The sequence below is a fragment of the Megasphaera massiliensis genome (genome assembly GCF_000455225.1).
In the GTDB taxonomy this organism is placed as follows: domain Bacteria; phylum Bacillota; class Negativicutes; order Veillonellales; family Megasphaeraceae; genus Megasphaera; species Megasphaera massiliensis.
In genome coordinates, this window is the sequence record NZ_HF954559.1 from 216803 (window position 1) to 232856 (window position 16054).

The 16054-nt window shown below is 50.0% G+C and carries 16 protein-coding genes and 5 tRNA genes; 15 read left to right on the plus strand and 6 right to left on the minus strand.

The features are described 5' to 3' along the window. Positions 1-57: 57 nt before the first annotated feature. Complete coding sequence (locus tag TX77_RS12490) at positions 58-1878, minus strand: phosphoethanolamine transferase (RefSeq protein ID WP_044505409.1); 1821 nt, start codon at positions 1876-1878, stop codon at positions 58-60. Positions 1879-2223: 345 nt separating this feature from the next. On the opposite strand from TX77_RS12490, the gene megL reads away from it, so the two are divergent. Together megL and TX77_RS12505 are read left to right on the plus strand one after the other, a co-directional pair. After that, positions 2224-3423 carry a methionine gamma-lyase gene (gene megL, locus TX77_RS12495; protein ID WP_044505410.1) on the plus strand — a complete coding sequence of 400 codons (1200 nt, stop codon included), beginning with the start codon at positions 2224-2226 and terminating at the stop codon, positions 3421-3423. Positions 3424-3788: 365 nt separating this feature from the next. Further along, positions 3789-5243: a Na+/H+ antiporter NhaC family protein gene (locus TX77_RS12505; protein ID WP_081651755.1), complete on the plus strand. Its 1455-nt coding sequence runs from the start codon at positions 3789-3791 to the stop codon at positions 5241-5243. Between the two features lie 61 nt (positions 5244-5304). Here TX77_RS12505 and TX77_RS12510 read toward each other — a convergent pair whose 3' ends face one another. Further along, positions 5305-6303: a LysR family transcriptional regulator gene (locus TX77_RS12510; RefSeq protein WP_049917376.1), complete on the minus strand. Its 999-nt coding sequence runs from the start codon at positions 6301-6303 to the stop codon at positions 5305-5307. A gap of 328 nt (positions 6304-6631) precedes the next feature. Between TX77_RS12510 and TX77_RS12515 the strand changes: the two genes are divergently transcribed. From TX77_RS12515 to TX77_RS12560, 10 genes are all read left to right on the plus strand, one after another. Next, a tRNA-Asp gene (locus TX77_RS12515) sits at positions 6632-6708 on the plus strand. 8 nt (positions 6709-6716) lie between these two features. Further along, a tRNA-Phe gene (locus TX77_RS12520) sits at positions 6717-6792 on the plus strand. Between the two features lie 15 nt (positions 6793-6807). Next, positions 6808-6893 (plus strand) — tRNA-Leu (locus TX77_RS12525). A 32-nt stretch (positions 6894-6925) separates the two neighbouring features. After that, positions 6926-7002: transfer RNA gene (locus TX77_RS12530), tRNA-Asp, on the plus strand. 22 nt (positions 7003-7024) lie between these two features. Then, positions 7025-7110 (plus strand) — tRNA-Leu (locus TX77_RS12535). A gap of 75 nt (positions 7111-7185) precedes the next feature. Continuing rightward, positions 7186-8103 carry a metal-sensing transcriptional repressor gene (locus TX77_RS12540; RefSeq protein WP_044505412.1) on the plus strand — a complete coding sequence of 306 codons (918 nt, stop codon included), beginning with the start codon at positions 7186-7188 and terminating at the stop codon, positions 8101-8103. Positions 8104-8144: 41 nt separating this feature from the next. Beyond that, entirely contained in the window at positions 8145-8891 is a 747-nt protein-coding gene (locus TX77_RS12545; protein WP_044505413.1) for a macro domain-containing protein, read from the plus strand. A 3-nt stretch (positions 8892-8894) separates the two neighbouring features. Next, positions 8895-9695, plus strand: a complete 801-nt coding sequence (locus TX77_RS12550; protein WP_044505414.1) for a CpXC domain-containing protein — start codon at positions 8895-8897, stop codon at positions 9693-9695. Positions 9696-9875: 180 nt separating this feature from the next. Next, the gene (locus tag TX77_RS12555) at positions 9876-10718 is read left to right on the plus strand and encodes a D-alanyl-D-alanine carboxypeptidase family protein (RefSeq protein ID WP_044505415.1); all 843 of its coding nucleotides are present in this window, start codon (positions 9876-9878) and stop codon (positions 10716-10718) included. 32 nt (positions 10719-10750) lie between these two features. Continuing rightward, positions 10751-11458 (plus strand): response regulator transcription factor, encoded by a 708-nt coding sequence (locus TX77_RS12560; RefSeq protein ID WP_044505416.1) that lies wholly within the window; start codon positions 10751-10753, stop codon positions 11456-11458. Positions 11459-11523: 65 nt separating this feature from the next. On the opposite strand, the gene rbr is transcribed toward TX77_RS12560, so the two are convergent. The 4 genes from rbr to TX77_RS12580 form a co-directional block, all read right to left on the minus strand. Beyond that, entirely contained in the window at positions 11524-12063 is a 540-nt protein-coding gene (rbr, locus tag TX77_RS12565) for a rubrerythrin (RefSeq protein ID WP_044505417.1), read from the minus strand. Between the two features lie 143 nt (positions 12064-12206). Continuing rightward, on the minus strand, positions 12207-12701 hold the full coding sequence (locus TX77_RS12570; RefSeq protein ID WP_044505418.1) for a hypothetical protein: 495 nt from the start codon (positions 12699-12701) through the stop codon (positions 12207-12209). A gap of 2 nt (positions 12702-12703) precedes the next feature. After that, on the minus strand, positions 12704-13411 hold the full coding sequence (locus TX77_RS12575) for a DUF1700 domain-containing protein (protein WP_044505419.1): 708 nt from the start codon (positions 13409-13411) through the stop codon (positions 12704-12706). Continuing rightward, positions 13398-13706 carry a hypothetical protein gene (locus TX77_RS12580; protein WP_044505420.1) on the minus strand — a complete coding sequence of 103 codons (309 nt, stop codon included), beginning with the start codon at positions 13704-13706 and terminating at the stop codon, positions 13398-13400. Before TX77_RS12580 ends, TX77_RS12575 begins: the two co-directional genes overlap by 14 nt. 163 nt (positions 13707-13869) lie before the next feature. On the opposite strand from TX77_RS12580, the gene TX77_RS12585 reads away from it, so the two are divergent. The 3 genes from TX77_RS12585 (at position 13870) to hisG (ending at position 16049) form a co-directional block, all read left to right on the plus strand. Further along, the gene (locus TX77_RS12585) at positions 13870-14085 is read left to right on the plus strand and encodes a DUF951 domain-containing protein (protein ID WP_044505421.1); all 216 of its coding nucleotides are present in this window, start codon (positions 13870-13872) and stop codon (positions 14083-14085) included. Between the two features lie 109 nt (positions 14086-14194). After that, positions 14195-15412, plus strand: a complete 1218-nt coding sequence (locus tag TX77_RS12590; protein ID WP_044505422.1) for an ATP phosphoribosyltransferase regulatory subunit — start codon at positions 14195-14197, stop codon at positions 15410-15412. A 1-nt stretch (position 15413) separates the two neighbouring features. Beyond that, on the plus strand, positions 15414-16049 hold the full coding sequence (hisG, locus tag TX77_RS12595) for an ATP phosphoribosyltransferase (protein WP_044505423.1): 636 nt from the start codon (positions 15414-15416) through the stop codon (positions 16047-16049). The last annotated feature ends 5 nt before the right edge of the window (positions 16050-16054 follow it).

Sequence of the window (16054 nt, forward strand, 5' to 3'; positions counted from 1 at the left end):
ATAGCTTCAAGCCGCATTATTGCTTTTAGGGGTGTATTTCGTTACAGCCCCTTTTGGTCAATATTCAGTATCTTCTAAAAGGCTCGTCTGTCCAAAGCGGGTCCGAAGATCCTTTCGTTCCATCTTCCATTTGGAAGATGCAATGGACATGGTCGGATCGTAATTAGGGGACTGCATGTTGAGGATGCCGCAGATGAATTCGTATTCCAGGTCATTGGTAAAGAACTTATCCTTATTGGCCTTGACGGCCGAGACGACTTCAGGATTGCGCTCCTTGTAACCGTCGGACAGATAGACGAACATGGGGATGCGCAGCACTTTGAAGCTGGCGCTGTCCGGTTGGCGGGCGACGTCGGGATCGCTGCCGTGATCTGAGAAGTAGACCATGGCGTCGAGGTTGAGGTTTTCCCGGGCGTAGTCAAAAATCTGCGAGAGAACCCAGTCCGTATAAAGCACGGTATTGTCGAAGTCGGCGGCACGGTTCAGATGGCCGTCGTCAAATTTCTGGAATTCTTTAGGGTAGCGGTTGCGGTATTCGATGTGGCTGCCCATGAGATGGAGGACGACGAAATTCTTTTCCTTCGGATTGACCCGCTTGAGGAATTGTAAGAGGGCGCCGTCCTGTGTCGATTCCTTTAAATCGCGGTCGACCCATTCTGAGACGTCGGCCGTATTGGCGACTAAGGTAATGGGGGTATCGGCGACGCCGACCGAACCTTGATTGCTGAACCAATACGTCTTATAGCCGGCCTTTTTGGCCATGTCAATGATGGAAATCGATTCGTTGAAGGGTTTGTTGTTGTAGAAGTTCGACTCGGTCAAGGCGTGCTCAAGAACCGGGACGGTATACCAAACACTGCTGTAGGCGTTAGTGAACAAGGTGAAGTCGGGATTGGCCTTCATGGCGGTCAACCACGGTGTATTGGGGACGTGATCGGGGTTGTACGCGTTCATCAAGGTTCGCGTTTCCGATTCGCCGATGACGACGACGACCGTATTGGGGTAGTCTGCCGGGTTCAGTTGGACGGCCTGTAAATTGGCGTATTTATCATCATGATTTTCGGCGTATAAAGCCGAGCGTTCCATATAATCGTGAGTGTCTAAAAAGGTTCGGACCGGGAAGGATTCCGGCAGGATTTCTTCCCCTAAGGCGACGATCGACGGGGCGATGATGAACAGTACCGATAAAACCGGTATCAATTTGCGGTACGTTTCCGTTCGGGGCAGGACGTCTTGGCGATAATTCAACAGGAACAAGGCGCTGAGAAGGGCAATCAGGCTGACGGCAATGGTGATGATTTTGGTAACCCCCAGGGACTGGAAGTATTCCAGGGTTTCTGCCGGCCCGGTCTGAAAGATGAGCAGGGCGCCCGACGTCGTAATCGATGAGTGGTACAAGGCATAGTAAGCCCATTGGAGCAGGATGAGAAAGACACCGACGAGCTGGACGACGGTCATGATGAGGGACCCTAATTTTCGCGGTACGTACTGCTTGATGAGCATGTTCAGGCAGAAGAAGATGGCAAAGAAGTAGAGCCCGACATAGATGTCGTAAATGTTATTTAAATAAATCGTGTTGGTATTTATCAGTGACACGTAGCTGAGATAGGGACCGGTCACGATCCACCCGAGGCCGATGAGGGCCGGCGGCAGCACGTTCTGCACGGACAGATGCTTCCAGTAAAATGCCAGTGACAAGACGACGGCAGTGACGCCCGGAAGCAGACCAAAAGTCATGTCGGCGATGTTGTCAGGCCCCATTCCCAGGGACACGATGAACTGCCATTGAAAGCAGGCGATGTAGATGATGGCAAAGACAAGGAAAAGACGAAGCAGTCTGTGTCGCCATTTTTTTAGTGCGTTCATTGCGAAGTACATGGATTCGATCTACCCTCTCTATCTCTAGTGTAAAAACGATGTAAACAATGTAAACAACGTGTATCTTCTATATTATACATCAAATACGCGGAATAACATAGAGAAAAATGCAAAGATTTCTCGATAAAAAAGGGACTTAAAATTCTCTTTCCATGCATAGCCGGAAACTATGAAAATCCTTCGGAAGATACGTATTATACAGGCTAAGAGGCTTATGGTACACTAAAAATAAAGAGATATAATGGCATAAACATCGGAACTGCAAAGATTTGATAAAACACGGTTTGCCAATGGAAACAGTCATATATCATTATTATTTGACATACCTTAAAGGAGGCCATCATCATGGAAAAAGAACTGCTGAAAAAAATGGGTTTTGCGACACAGGCCATTCATGCCGGTGCTATGAAAAATGAATTCGGAGCGCTCACCAATCCGATTTATCAAACATCCACCTTTATTTTTGATTCGGCCGAACAAGGCGGCAATCGCTTTGCCCTCCAGGAACCGGGCTATATCTATTCCCGCCTGGGCAATCCGTCGAATACACAGGTCGAAGAAAAAGTGGCCATGCTTGAAGGCGGCGAAGCCTGCTGCTCCATGGGATCGGGTATGGGCGCCATCTCGTCAGCTCTTTGGACGCTCCTCCGTGCCGGCGATCACGTCGTTGCCGGGGATACCCTCTACGGCTGCACCTTCGCCCTGCTGAATCACGGCATGACCCGTTACGGCGTAGACGTATCCTTCGTCGACATTACTGATCTCGACGCCGTTAAAAAAGCCATTAAACCGAATACCCGCGTCGTCTACTTGGAAACGCCGGCCAACCCGACGTTAAAGATTTCCGATATTGAAAGCATTAGCAAGATTGCCCATGAAATGGGGGACATTACGGTCGTCGTCGATAATACTTTCTGCTCGCCGTATATCCAAAAGCCGCTGTCCCTCGGTGCCGACGTCGTCGTTCACTCGGCAACGAAGTATTTGAACGGCCACGGTGACGTCATTGCCGGCTTCGTCGTAGGGAAACTGGACTACGTCACCAACGTCCGACTCTTCGGTCTCAAAGACATGACCGGTGCCGTCCTCAGTCCTTTTGACGCCTTCCTCATTTCCCGCGGCATGAAGACCTTGGCCCTGCGCATGGAAAAACACTCGTCTAATGCCATGAAGGTCGCTGAATTCCTGGAAACCCATCCGGCCGTAAAGAGTGTTGCCTATCCGGGGCTTAAGAGCTTCCCCCAGTACGAACTGGCTAAAAAACAGATGAGTCTTCCCGGCGGTATGATTTCCTTTGAATTGAAAGGCGGCAAGGAAGAAGGGGCCGTTGTCATGAATAACGTCAAACTGTGCAGCTTGGCCGTATCCCTCGGTGATGCGGAAACGCTCATTGAACACGCAGCCTCTATGACCCACTCGACGTATACTCCGGACGAATTAAAAGCTGCCGGCATCAGTGAAGGATTGGTTCGCCTTTCCGTAGGCCTTGAAGATCCGGAAGACATCATTGCCGATCTTAAACAGGCTCTTGATTTAGTAAAATAGACGGATTTTCTTGTATCAATGATGTATGAGTACACGAGGCGTCCCGGAACTTTTCGGGACGCCCTTTGTGTATGTATTATGCGGGAGACTGGATTATAGGTTTTTTTTATGGCTTAAATAGCCTTTAACTATATAATTGTTAAGTGAATATATATTATACAAAGAAAATAATATGATGTACAATAAAGAAAAGATCGTGAGGGAGCCCCTCCTGCCGGGCCATAGCTTTCAAGAAGAGCGGGTTAAAACAAAACGGTTCGTGCGTGGACGGCTGCCCGTCCGTGACCCTTGTGATACGGCGCCACTACAGGGGACGATGGGGCGGTGTGAAACGATACTCTCTAAGATGCGAAAGGAGACGACTTATGAAAGATAATGAAGGCCTCGAAAAGAAGGTGGAAAAGGCCATTACCAAGGAACGGCGTTATGAAGACCACCCTATAAAGCCAAACGCATTGGCTTTGATTCCCTTTGTCGTATTCATTGCAGTCTACTTGGGCAGCGGTATCATTCTCGATATGAGCGGCATGGAAATGGCATTCTACCAATTCCCGGCCCCGCTGGCGGCGGCTATCGGTGCGATTACGGCATTTATCCTTATCCGGGACAGTAACTTTGACGAAAAATTTGAAACCTTTGTCAAAGGATGCGGCGACTCCAACATCATTATCATGTGCATCATTTACCTCATGGCCGGCGGCTTCGCGGCTACCTGCAAGACCATGGGCGGCATCGACTCGACGGTCAATTTGGGCTTGACCTATATTCCGCCGGAATACCTGGCGGCCGGTGTCTTTGTCATCGCCAGCTTCATCGCCACGGCGACGGGGACCTCCGTCGGCAGTGCCGCTGCCATCGGTCCGATTGCCGTAGCTGTCGCCGAAAAGGCCGGCATCCCCCTGCCGCTGATGATCGGCTGCGTCATGGGCGGCATCATGCTCGGTGACAATCTCTCTATCATTTCTGATACGACCATCGCTTCAACGCGGACGCAAGGCTGCGCCATGAAAGATAAGTTCCGCCTTAATTTTTGGCTGACTCTGGTGCCGGCTATCTTGACCGTTATCTTGCTCGTGCTCTTTGGCGGTTCAGAGACGGCCGTCAGTGCCGGTGATCATCCCTTTAGCCTGATCAAAGTGCTGCCGTATCTCGTCGTTTTGGTGACGGCTGTTGCCGGGGCCAATGTGTTTGCTGTCCTCGTCGGCGGCACGCTCCTGGCAGGGGCTATCGGCCTCTTTTACGGAGATTTGTCGCCCCTGTCTTTTGCCCAAGCGATTTACAAAGGTTTTTTAGGCATGACGGATATCTTCTTCCTGTCTATGCTGACCGGCGGCTTGGCGGCCATGGTCAACAAGGCCGGCGGCATCGCTTATCTCTTGACCACGGTGCAGCGCTTTATCAAAGACAAGAATTCTGCCGAATTGGGTATTTCGGCGCTGGTTTCCATTACCGATATTGCTACGGCCAATAATACGGTTTCCATCATCATCAACGGCGAAGTAGCCAAGCGCATTTGCTATAAGTTCCACGTCGATCCCCGCCGCAGTGCGGCCCTCTTGAGTACCTTCTCGACGATTTTCCAAGGCCTCGTTCCCTATGGGGCCCAGATGCTGATCATGGTCGGCTTTGCCAACGGCAAGGTATCGCCGCTGGAAGTACTGCCGTACTGCTGGTTTATTTACCTTCTCGGCATTTCGGCCATCATTTCGATCTTTATTCCCTTCTCAGACGGTTTTATTCGCAAGGATCCTTGGAATTTTGAAGCTCAAAAGCCCCAGAGTCAGGTTGACGGCTCGCATGAAAAGGCTGCGCTCTTGTAGCGGCTGAGCCGTGAACATAAAAAAGCTCTTCCCCGGTGCATGGGGAAGAGCTTTTTGGCCTTTATTCTGACCGGTATTTCGTGAGTATGTTTTGGGCGATTCGTTCCGGTGCTTGTTTGGTCGGCTGATTTTCGGCGATGACATGATTGTGAACCAAGGTTTTTTCGAGCTGTTCGATATAGGCTCTGGCGGCTAAGGGTAAGGGAGTCTCCTGTAGTTTGATCCAGCCGACGCGCATAATATCCAACGGATTTTTCATCGGAATCGATACGATGGGCCATTTTCGATCGTTGCGGAATAAGATGCCCGTTCCGATGGTATAGGCATCGGTGGCGGCAATGACACTGAATAAGGTCGAACGATCCGTCGTGCTGATTTCCCGTTCCGGTTTGATATCAGGAATGATGACTTCTTCGGAAAACTGGTACGAATCTTCTTCCTGCGTATATTGAATATAAGGATAAGGCCGGAGCTGATCAATCGAAAGCGACGGGTATTTTGCCAAGGGATGGTTGGCTTGAAGAAAGACGGAAGGAGGGTACGCAAAGAGCTCGGTGAATTTCAGCCTGTTTTTGCGCAGCGTCCGGGTCATGAATTTTTGCGTCATCTTGGAAATGAAGATGATGCCGATTTGGCTGCGCTGGGTGACGACGTCCTGAATGACCTGGGACGTACGGCCTTCCCGGAAGGTGATGGCATACTGCGGCTTTTTGGATAACGTTTGCAGGTAGTCCGTAAAGGCATCGACGGCAAACATATAGTGCTGGGACGAGATGGAAAGGCGCAGCTTGTTCTTACTTGGCTGGTGGGGATTGAAATGTTCCCGCAGATTGGTCGTCTGTTCGATGATGTGATTGGCGTAATTAAGAAATTCCAGGCCTTCCGGGGTAAAGGTGATGCCGTGGCGGTTCCGTTCGAGGATGGTGATATGGAATTCTTTTTCGAGTTCCTTGATGGTCGTACTCAGACTGGGCTGGGCAATAAAAAGAGCTTCAGCCGCAGCTGAGATGGAATTGTGTTTTGATAACTCAACGATGTAATAAAGCTGTTGCAGGGTCATGAAAGGCACTTCCTTCGTATAGTTGATGCAGTATGATGCTCTCGGTGATGATGGATAGTCTTATTTTAACAGAGTCGACGATACTTTTAAAGGAACGGCCTTGTGTATGGACCGCGGCGGCCCAATGATGGGTGCCCGATGGGGTGAAAACTGCTGTTCAGGGGAGGCAGCGGGCTGATATTGGGGAACGAAGAGGGCGGCAGGGCGGTTTTTCTGAAAAGGAAAATCGTCCCTTTGTAAAAAATTATAAAAAAATAGCTTGCAAAATATAGACGACCATGATAGAATAATTATCGTTGAGGCACTACGTGCCGATACAATGGCAAACGGCCCCGTGGTGTAGCGGTTTAACATGTCGCCCTGTCACGGCGAAGATCGTCAGTTCAAATCTGATCGGGGTCGCCATTTTTTTTGCTCAGGTAGCTCAGTCGGTAGAGCAGGGGACTGAAAATCCCCGTGTCGGCGGTTCAATTCCGTCCCTGAGCACCAACAATATCATGTCATGCGGTTGTGGCGGAATGGCAGACGCGCTACTTTGAGGGGGTAGTGAGCGTAAGCTCATGGGGGTTCAAGTCCCCCCAACCGCACCATAGCTTCTCGGTGAGAAGCAGCGAATAGAAACGGCCCCGTGGTGTAGCGGTTTAACATGTCGCCCTGTCACGGCGAAGATCGTCAGTTCAAATCTGATCGGGGTCGCCATATTCTTTTTTTAATTTTATATGCGGTTGTGGCGGAATGGCAGACGCGCTACTTTGAGGGGGTAGTGAACGAAAGTTCATGGGGGTTCAAGTCCCCCCAACCGCACCACCTGAACGGTCCTACCGCTATGCGGCAGGACCGTTTTTTATAGGCATGAATCCACTCCGAACGGAGGAAATACGCATGGATAAGGAACACGTTTTTTTTGAGAACTATGCTAAACACTGGGACCGTGACCGGAAAGAGAATCGGACCATTTTGTCGGAATTTTTAAGGCTGATGGCGCTTGAAACAGGGGCGGCCGTCCTCGATGCCGGCTGCGGAACCGGCGTCCTCCTGCCCTATTTGGCCGAGGCCGTCGGTGCTGACGGGGCGGTAGAGGGCTTCGATTACTCCCAGCAGATGATCGATGTCGCTAAGGATAAATTTGCCTCCTGGGCGAACGTTACTTTTACGACGGGGGACGTCCTTAAATACCACTTTGAGGCCCGTCGCTACGATGCCGTCTGCTGCCTTAATTTCTACCCACACATCGCCGACCACAGCCGCGACGTCATCCGCCGCCTGTACGATGCCGTCGCTCCGGGCGGGATGCTGGTCATCATGCATGATATGTCCCGCAAGGCCGTCAATGCCATTCACGGCGGGGCACCGATCCTGCCGCCCGTCGATATCCTGGGGGAAAAACTGATCAGTGCCGGATTTTCAGTTACCGTCGCCATGGATACGGAGTCGTTTTATTTCATCAAAGCCGTCAAGGACGCCGATGCCGACGATTTTGTTTACGACGAGGACGTCTCTCCTGTGCCCATTGCCGATCATGGGAGGGGGCACCATCATCACCATGCCGAAACGAAGCGCGTCATGAACCGCTTGTCGCGCATCAGCGGCCATATCGAAGCCATTAAGCGCATGGTCGAAGAGGAACGGGACTGCAGCGACGTCTTAGTTCAGCTGGCAGCTGTCCATTCGGCCATTGCCGGTGTAAGTCGGGTCATCTTGAAGGACCATATCGATCACTGTATCGTCGATGCCATCCGTGACGATGATGAAGCTGCTGTAGAAAAACTGAAGAAGGCTATTAATACCTTTGTAAAGTAATGGTATAATGAACTTATCCATTGTGAAAGGGTGTGACTGCCATGCAGTTTCGGGTATTAAACGGTGATATATCGGAATGGAATACCGACGGAATCGTATATTCTGCCAGTTCAACCCTGTTGCCGACAAGTCCCGTCAGCCGCAAGATTCATCAAAGAGGGGGCATTTCTTTTTCGGCCTATTGCCGTCATATCGGCATGTGTCACGTCGGCCATGCCGTCATGACCAAGGGCTGCCAATTAAAAGCCGCTTTTGTCATCCATGCCGTAGGGCCTTATTGGGCCGGCGGCAAACGGGGAGAGGAAGAGACCCTCTTATCGGCCTGCCGAGAGGTCTTGCAGTTGGCCAGGGAAAAGAAGCTGAAAGAGCTGGCCTTGGCACCGCTCAGCTCAGCCGATAAAGGCTATCCTCTCCAGCGGGCGGCGGCGGCCGTCGTTCCCTTGCTGCTCACGGAAGGCGGCGATTTTGACCGATTGGATATCGTCTGCGCCGATGATGCGGAACAGGCAGCCTATACGAAATCGGCGGTGTTCTTTTGGCTCCATCAATTGCGGGAGGCCTCGGAAAGTGCACGCAGAGGGCTGGCGGCGAAGATCGGTACGGCTTTGGCCTTGCTGCCCTGTCGTGAAGGAACACCGGATCCGATCGTTCTGGCCGGGAAGGTGAAGGCTGTAGAAGCCATCATCCAGCCTTTTTTACAATTGACGAGGCCCAGCCTGGCCGATGTCGAGCAGACGGCCTTACAGATTCGAGCCTTATACTCAGACAAACAAGAGAAAGGGGAGTAGCCCATGGCCTCGACCATAGGAACCCATGAAATGGACGCTTCCATCCAGTGTCCGGCATGCCGGGCGTCCGGGGTATTCCATACTTGGGATATCATTGACGCCGGTGATGTGTCCCTGAAGGACCGCGTTCTTTTTGATGAGAATTTATTTTTTTATACCTGTCCTCACTGCCAAAGTAAGATCCATATTGAAAGCAAGTGCCTTTATATCGACAGGGACAAGAAACTGCTGATATGGCACATTCCTGACCCTAAGGAAACAGTTACCCTCGGCGAAGTTCAAGGTGCTTTGGGGACGACGTCCTTGGCAGCATACACCTGCCGGGCTGCCCTGACCTGGGGAGAATGGCGGGAGAAAATCATCGAATGCGAAAGCGCCTACGACGATCGGTTGTATGAAATCATTAAATATGGGGCTTATCAGCTGCTCAGCAAAGAGGATAAAGAGCGGCTTCCCTTAGAGGCATATCATCTCGATTATGCTGACGACGGCCATGATCCGGAACGCTTAGCCCTTGTTTTTATGAAGAAAGATGAAAAGGGAATGGCCTATGTTTATCCCATTACAGAGAAGCTGAAAGAAGTGACCCGAGACATTTTCATGCCGATCATCGATCAGCTTTCCCGTGAGAAACAGGCGACCTTTGAACGTTTCGGGTATGCCTGGGCCAGCCAGTTCATGACGTATCTCATCAAGGCTGCGGAAGCCGATGCCAATCGGGATACCTACGGTAACCTCATTGGATTCTGGATAAAAACAATCGGCGAGGAAATCTTCCAAACGGTGGTAAAACCGCAGGCCTAGCATGGATGAAAACGGCATAACTGTCCAATAAATCGGGAATCGGCCGGGGCAAGTACATCCCCTTTGCGGAGTCCCGATTTATTGACAGATTATTTGATAAAAAATATAATATTATTAATAGTTTAGGTTTGTAAGATACCTGTTTATCTATTGATTTTTAGAAAAGAAAGGGCGCATTTGATGTTTTCAATTTTAAAACGAATTATGTTGACTACGGTTATTGCAATTGGCTTTATGATTGGTTCCATGACGGTGACGGCCCAGGCCGATATGCCGCCGACAATTGCCGAATCGGCGTGTATGATCGATATCGATACGGGAAAAGTATTATATCAGGTCAATCCGACGAAGTGGGTCCATCCGGCCAGTACGACAAAAATCGTTACCTTGATTACGGCATTAGATCAGTATAAAGATAAACTGGATCAGCCTTTACAGATTTCTTGGGAAGCGGCCAATACCGAGCCTTCCAGCTTGGGAATTGCGCCGGGAGATCCGATTACCATTCGCGAAGCTCTGCGGGGCATGATGGTCGTTTCCGGCAATGATGCTGCCGTCGCTGTGGCACAGACTCTGGGCGGTTCCGTTGAAGGTTATGCGGAAAAGATGAATGCAGAAGCAGTTAAAATGGGAGCAGCCCATACGAATTTCGTCAATCCCAACGGACTGACGGCAGCCCACCATTATACGACGGCCTTGGATATGGCTAAGATGGCTGCTTATGGGATGAAAAACTTCCTTGAATTTCGATATATCGTCGGCCTCAAGGCCTATGACGTCCATTATTTAGATAATCGGACACCGAAACGGGTCACGACGACGAATCATTTCCTGACCAGCGGCTATCAAGGAGCCAATGGTATTAAGACAGGCTTTACCAACGCTGCCGGCGACTGCCTGGTCGCATCGGCAACGCGAGACGGCCATACCTTAGTATTGGTCCTGTATAATGATGACAATCGATGGACCGATGCTCCGGCCATTTTAGACTACGGGTTCCGCCGGCTTCAGACCGGGAACTAAGCTGATTGAATCATTTCTGAGGGGGGATTGTTATGGCGCGTGTGTTAATTATTGATCAAGACCGGATGATTGCGGCTATCGAACGCGATTTTCTGGAGACGAACGGCTTTGATGTGGCCGTCGCCATGACAGGTAAAGAGGGAATGAAACTTTTTGACGGGGGCGATATTGAGGCGGTCATCCTCGATGTCGACCTTTCCGATACGGATGGTTTTTTACTGTGCCGCAAACTGCGGGCCGTCAGCAACGTCCCCATTCTTTTCATCACGGCACGAGATGCCTTGGAAGATAAGGTAAAAGGATTCAGCTTGGGTGCTGATGATTATATTGTAAAACCTTTTAATCCGTCGGAAATGATTGCCCGCTTAAAAGCCCATCTCGATATCCATGAACGACTCTTAGGCAGCCAGCGTACGGAGGCAGATAACAGCAAGCCCGATATCCAAATCGGAGATCTGCGTATCTTTGTCAAACGGCATCAAGTTTTTCGCGGCAGTCGGGAAATTTCCTTGACGGGCAAGGAATTCAACTTGCTTTTATTTTTGGCCCGTCACCCCAATCAGGTGTTTTCTAAGAAATACCTCTTTGAAATGATTTGGCATCTCGACGCCTTGGGTGAATTGGCGACGGTCACGGTCCATGTCAATCGCCTGCGGGATAAGTTGAATGAAGTAGAACCGCCATTTACGGCGATTGAAACAGTCTGGGGAAACGGTTATCGTTTTCGCGTAGAAGAATAACACGCTGTTGTCTATGTAGGCAATAAAAAAAGGGAGCCCTCGTAAGAGGGCTCCCTTCGTGTTGCTTAGTAGTTCGTAGCTTGGATTTCAAAGAAGGCCTGAGGATGAGCACATACCGGACAGATCTTCGGAGCTTCATCAGCTTCTACGATGAAACCACAGTTGCGGCATATCCACGTTTTCTTTTCAGAACGTTTGAATACCTGTTTTGATTCGATGTTGTTGAGGAGCGCTAAGTAACGTTCTTCGTGATGTTTTTCGATTTGAGCGACTTTTTCGAACAAGAATGCAATCTTGTCGAAGCCTTCTTCACGAGCTTCTTTTGCGAAGGTCGGATACATTTCCGTCCATTCGTAATGTTCGCCGGCAGCCGCATCTTTCAATGCATCGACGTCGTTCGGCATTTCGCCGCCATGGAGAAGTTTGAACCAGATTTTAGCATGTTCTTTTTCGTTGTTGGCCGTTTCTTCAAAGAAGGCTTTGATCTGTTCGTAGCCTGCTTTTTTTGCTACGCTGGCATAATAGGTGTACTTATTGCGTGCCTGGGATTCGCCGGAAAACGCTTCCTGTAAGTTTTTTTCTGTTTTTGAACCTTTTAATTCCATAACTCAATTCCTCCTTAATAGTAATTCATTCATCGGGACGTTGTTATTTTTAGCACCCCTCCGGGTTGATATTATTGTAACACCTTTCGATTTTACTGTCAACGAAGATTCATTCCTTGTTGATAAAAAGGAATAGGGATGAATTACTGATCTTTTTCGTCTGCCGCGCGATTATTATCGTGAATGACGGAACGATCGGATGATTCGGACCGGGATCTTGTATCGTCGCGGCGGGTATCTTTTGCCGGTTCTTTACGGCGAACCGACGAATCAGATGACTTTTCGGAATCGGAAGACTCATCGTGGCTGCGGTCGCTGTCGCTGCCGTCATGAATGCGGGCATCCCATTCATTTTGGAGGTCGCTGCCGGCTTCTTCGGCTGAATCTTTCAGGTTGCCGTACTTCGATTCAAATTGGCGTTCGATTTCGGCGGCCTTTTCAGGATACATGGTCCGCAGTTTATCGAGCATTTCCTCTTTGCTGGCATTGCCCTTATCTAAAGCACCTTGGAGTTCTTTATATTCCTTATAATAAGTCATCCAACGCTTCAGGGCCGGGTAGTCGCTGCTCATAAAGGACGTATAGCTGCCGAAGGCAAAGGCCAGGGTCAAAAAGAGACAGATAATAACGCGAGCCATTTTTAAGACCTCCTTCCGCGGGCTGCCGCATGGCAGGCCTGGCCGGCATAACTGGCCGTTAAGCTGGCAAAGAGAACGGTGAGTACGACCAGGACACGCGTCATGATAGAAATCGTAGGCAAGGGCAAAAGATCACTATAGGCATAGGTTGGAATGAAGGAGATGGCGATGGACGCCAAAATGACCAGGGTGAGCCCGGCATATAAGAAGCCGCTTAGAATGCCGAACAAGGTGCCGAGAATGTCTAAAAAAGGACTGGCAACGGCCTTGGCCGTATTGTTTGCCCCGTCATTCCAATTGAAATCACGCCCCGTTTCCCGGTCCGGTTCTTGGTACGATCGGCGTTGGGGCGGACGGGACTGGTAGGACCGGCGAGTCTTCCGGGGCCGGCCATAGTCGTCCGGCTGTTCCGGCAGATCATAGCGGGAAGAGGCAGTCCCCGGGCCGAAATCGTCGTATTCTTGGTACGAGTCGTCATAGTCATCTCCGGGCATGCGAGGATTGTCTTCGGGGATGATGGGTTCGCCGATATAGTAACGGTAGATGTTCTTCGGGTGGCCGAGTTTACAGCAGATTTCTTCTTCTGTTTTGCCCTGACTGGCGCCGAGGCGGAACTGTTCTTCACAGTCTTCGATGATGCCTTTTAAGTCATTTTTATCGCTCTTGCGGAAATAATACTGCAAGAGGTCCATGAATTCATTCTTTTTCATGTTTTTGGTTTAGAGGCCCTTCCTTTCTTACCGATTCTTCATAGCGTTGGTGAAATGATGCGCCGTATTGCCAGACGGCAATGGTGACCGCCGCCGTGACGGCGATGAGGATGAAGACACCGTAGGTTGGCATATCGGGTAAAAAGGCAATCGATGCCAGCGGTTCTTTTTCTAAGGCGATACAGACAGCTATCCAGCCCAAAAGGGCGACCATGCACAAGGTCAGGACAGAGCCGACAGCATAACAGAGTCGATATAATCGGCGCAGGCTTTGCTGGTTCGTCGATGACGTCAAAAAAATCCCTCCTCGTTTCTGTGATTATCCCTTATCTTAACACAGCCTATGAGGTCGGTCAATTGCACCCCCTTTTCGGACAGCAGTGACTTGCAGGGCCATGGTTCAGACTATATAATGATATATATGCAATCATTAGCTTCTGATAGAGGAGGAATTTTTTATGGCTGATTTTGTCCGTTACTATGTAGGCGACGTGGTCCAAATGAAGAAGGCCCATCCCTGCGGCTGCAATGAGTGGGAAGTACTTCGTATCGGCGTCGATTTTGTCATCCGCTGCACCGGCTGCGGGCATCGGGTTATGATCCCCAGACCGAAGTTTGAAAAGGCTGTCAAGAAACGGCTCCATTCTCATGGCGAAGATTCGGAAAAAGCGTAAAAATTTAGAAAAAGGTATTTTTATTTTTGGAACTTTGTGGTACAATAATCAACAGTTAATATTTTAATACTTTACCAAGATAAAGCGATAAAGAAAGGGTGGTCATAGGATGAACAACAATACCTTGGATGGAGTGAAGATGCTCCACCATGATGAAATGCGCAATTATGACCGAATCCAGGGAAAAATCATTTCCGTCATCATGAACCACGGCTGTAAGATTATTGAGACGCCCAGTTTTGAAGATTACGATGTGTACCGGCACTTCTTTCCTCATCTTCGCCAGCAAATGGTTAAGACCATCGATACCGACGGTCGGGTCCTCGTCCTGCGCCCCGATGTGACGCTGCCCGTCGTTGAAACGGCGGCCCGAGAATTTCCTCGTGCCAACCAGCTCATTAAATTCGGTTATGTCAGCACTGTCTTTCGTGAATACTACGGCCGGTCGACATATGGCAAGGACTTTTTACAAGGCGGCATTGAAATTTTGGGCGACTCCAGCCCGGAATGCGACGGCGAAGTCATCGTTACGGCAGCAGAGATATTAAAGGCTGTCGGCGTCGAAAACATTCGCATCGATATCGGTACGGCTGCCTATACGAAGGCCCTGTTCGAAGGTCTTCCCATTTCGGCAGAACAGAAGGAAACCCTGAAACGATACATGGCAGAACGAAACCTCGTTGCCTGTAAGTCCTATATTGAGTCCCTCTCCCTTTCGGCGGAAGCCCGGGAAGCTCTCATTTCCCTGCCGGTTCTGTTCGGTTCCTATGCCCAGACCCTCAGCAAGGCTCGAGACTATTCGATTAACAGCGGCATGCTGAATGCCTTGTCTCGATTGGAAGCCGTTTATGATTACATCCTCTATGCCGGTTATGCCGATAAAGTCCAACTCGATTTCGGCTTTGCCAGTCCTTTGGGATATTATACGGATACCGTCTTTAAGGTGTATGTTGACGGAGCCTTGTACGATATCATCGACGGCGGCCGCTATGACCGCCTGTCGTCTCGTTTTGGCGTCGATCGTCCGGCCTGCGGCTTCGGCATGAATATCAACCTCTTGTATGAATACATGAACGATGCCGGTATTCTTGAAGATACGGAGCCGTCTTTTCAGTTAGCCGTTTCCTATACGACGAGTGATCAGCCGTTGATTCGGGACCTTATGAATTGGCGCAGTAAAGGGTTCCGCGTTGCGGCCTATCCTGATTCGTCATTTATCGATAGTTCTGATTACAGCATTCATGCCATATACCGCAACGGCTCGTATTATAAAGACGGTCAGTGCCTGACGGCAGAAGACCTGGAAACATTGATGGGGAGGTTGTAAGATGGCCATTCACATTGCCCTGGCTAAGGGCCGCATTCATAAAGCCGTCATGAAATATCTGGCCGACAGCGGCTATGAATTTCCGACGTATTCCGAAGAAAGCCGCCGGCTGATTTTTGAAGATGCCAAAGGACAGCTCAAGGTGACTTTAGTCAAATCGCCCGATGTGGCGGTCTATGTCGAACGAGGGGCGGCCGATGTCGGCATCGTCGGCAAAGACGTTCTCCTTGAAGAAGCTCCGGGAGCGGATGTCTATGAAGTTATGGACCTCGGCATCGGCTGCTGCCGCATGGCTGTCGCCGGCATTGCCGGGAAAAAAGTTGACATGACCAGGAGAATTACGATCGGTACTAAGTACCCGCGGATTGCGCGCAGTTATTTTGAAGCCAATCATCACAGTGTAGATATTATCAAACTCAATGGCTCTGTCGAATTGGCACCTATTGTCGGTTTGTCCGACGTCATCGTCGATATTGTTGAAACGGGCAACACGCTGAAAGCGAATGGACTGGAAGTCTTGAATTATTTCATGGATTTCAGTGCCCGCATGATCTGCAACCCCGTTTCGTTTAAAATGAAGTACCGTGATATTCAGCTGCTCATGGACGTCATCCGTCAGCATAGCATAAAGGCATAAGTAGG

What these genes read in the sequence shown, in the direction of transcription:
- TX77_RS12510 (WP_049917376.1), bottom strand. Translation starts at nt 6,303, where the DNA reads ATGACCCTGCAACAGCTTTATTACATCGTTGAGTTATCAAAACACAAT.
- TX77_RS12540 (WP_044505412.1), top strand. Translation starts at nt 7,186, where the DNA reads ATGGATAAGGAACACGTTTTTTTTGAGAACTATGCTAAACACTGGGAC.
- TX77_RS12575 (WP_044505419.1), bottom strand. Translation starts at nt 13,411, where the DNA reads ATGAAAAAGAATGAATTCATGGACCTCTTGCAGTATTATTTCCGCAAG.
- hisG (WP_044505423.1), top strand. Translation starts at nt 15,414, where the DNA reads ATGGCCATTCACATTGCCCTGGCTAAGGGCCGCATTCATAAAGCCGTC.
- TX77_RS12570 (WP_044505418.1), bottom strand. Translation starts at nt 12,701, where the DNA reads ATGGCTCGCGTTATTATCTGTCTCTTTTTGACCCTGGCCTTTGCCTTC.
- TX77_RS12585 (WP_044505421.1), top strand. Translation starts at nt 13,870, where the DNA reads ATGGCTGATTTTGTCCGTTACTATGTAGGCGACGTGGTCCAAATGAAG.
- TX77_RS12490 (WP_044505409.1), bottom strand. Translation starts at nt 1,878, where the DNA reads ATGTACTTCGCAATGAACGCACTAAAAAAATGGCGACACAGACTGCTT.
- TX77_RS12545 (WP_044505413.1), top strand. Translation starts at nt 8,145, where the DNA reads ATGCAGTTTCGGGTATTAAACGGTGATATATCGGAATGGAATACCGAC.
- TX77_RS12590 (WP_044505422.1), top strand. Translation starts at nt 14,195, where the DNA reads ATGAACAACAATACCTTGGATGGAGTGAAGATGCTCCACCATGATGAA.
- TX77_RS12550 (WP_044505414.1), top strand. Translation starts at nt 8,895, where the DNA reads ATGGCCTCGACCATAGGAACCCATGAAATGGACGCTTCCATCCAGTGT.
- TX77_RS12560 (WP_044505416.1), top strand. Translation starts at nt 10,751, where the DNA reads ATGGCGCGTGTGTTAATTATTGATCAAGACCGGATGATTGCGGCTATC.
- megL (WP_044505410.1), top strand. Translation starts at nt 2,224, where the DNA reads ATGGAAAAAGAACTGCTGAAAAAAATGGGTTTTGCGACACAGGCCATT.
- rbr (WP_044505417.1), bottom strand. Translation starts at nt 12,063, where the DNA reads ATGGAATTAAAAGGTTCAAAAACAGAAAAAAACTTACAGGAAGCGTTT.
- TX77_RS12555 (WP_044505415.1), top strand. Translation starts at nt 9,876, where the DNA reads ATGTTTTCAATTTTAAAACGAATTATGTTGACTACGGTTATTGCAATT.
- TX77_RS12505 (WP_081651755.1), top strand. Translation starts at nt 3,789, where the DNA reads ATGAAAGATAATGAAGGCCTCGAAAAGAAGGTGGAAAAGGCCATTACC.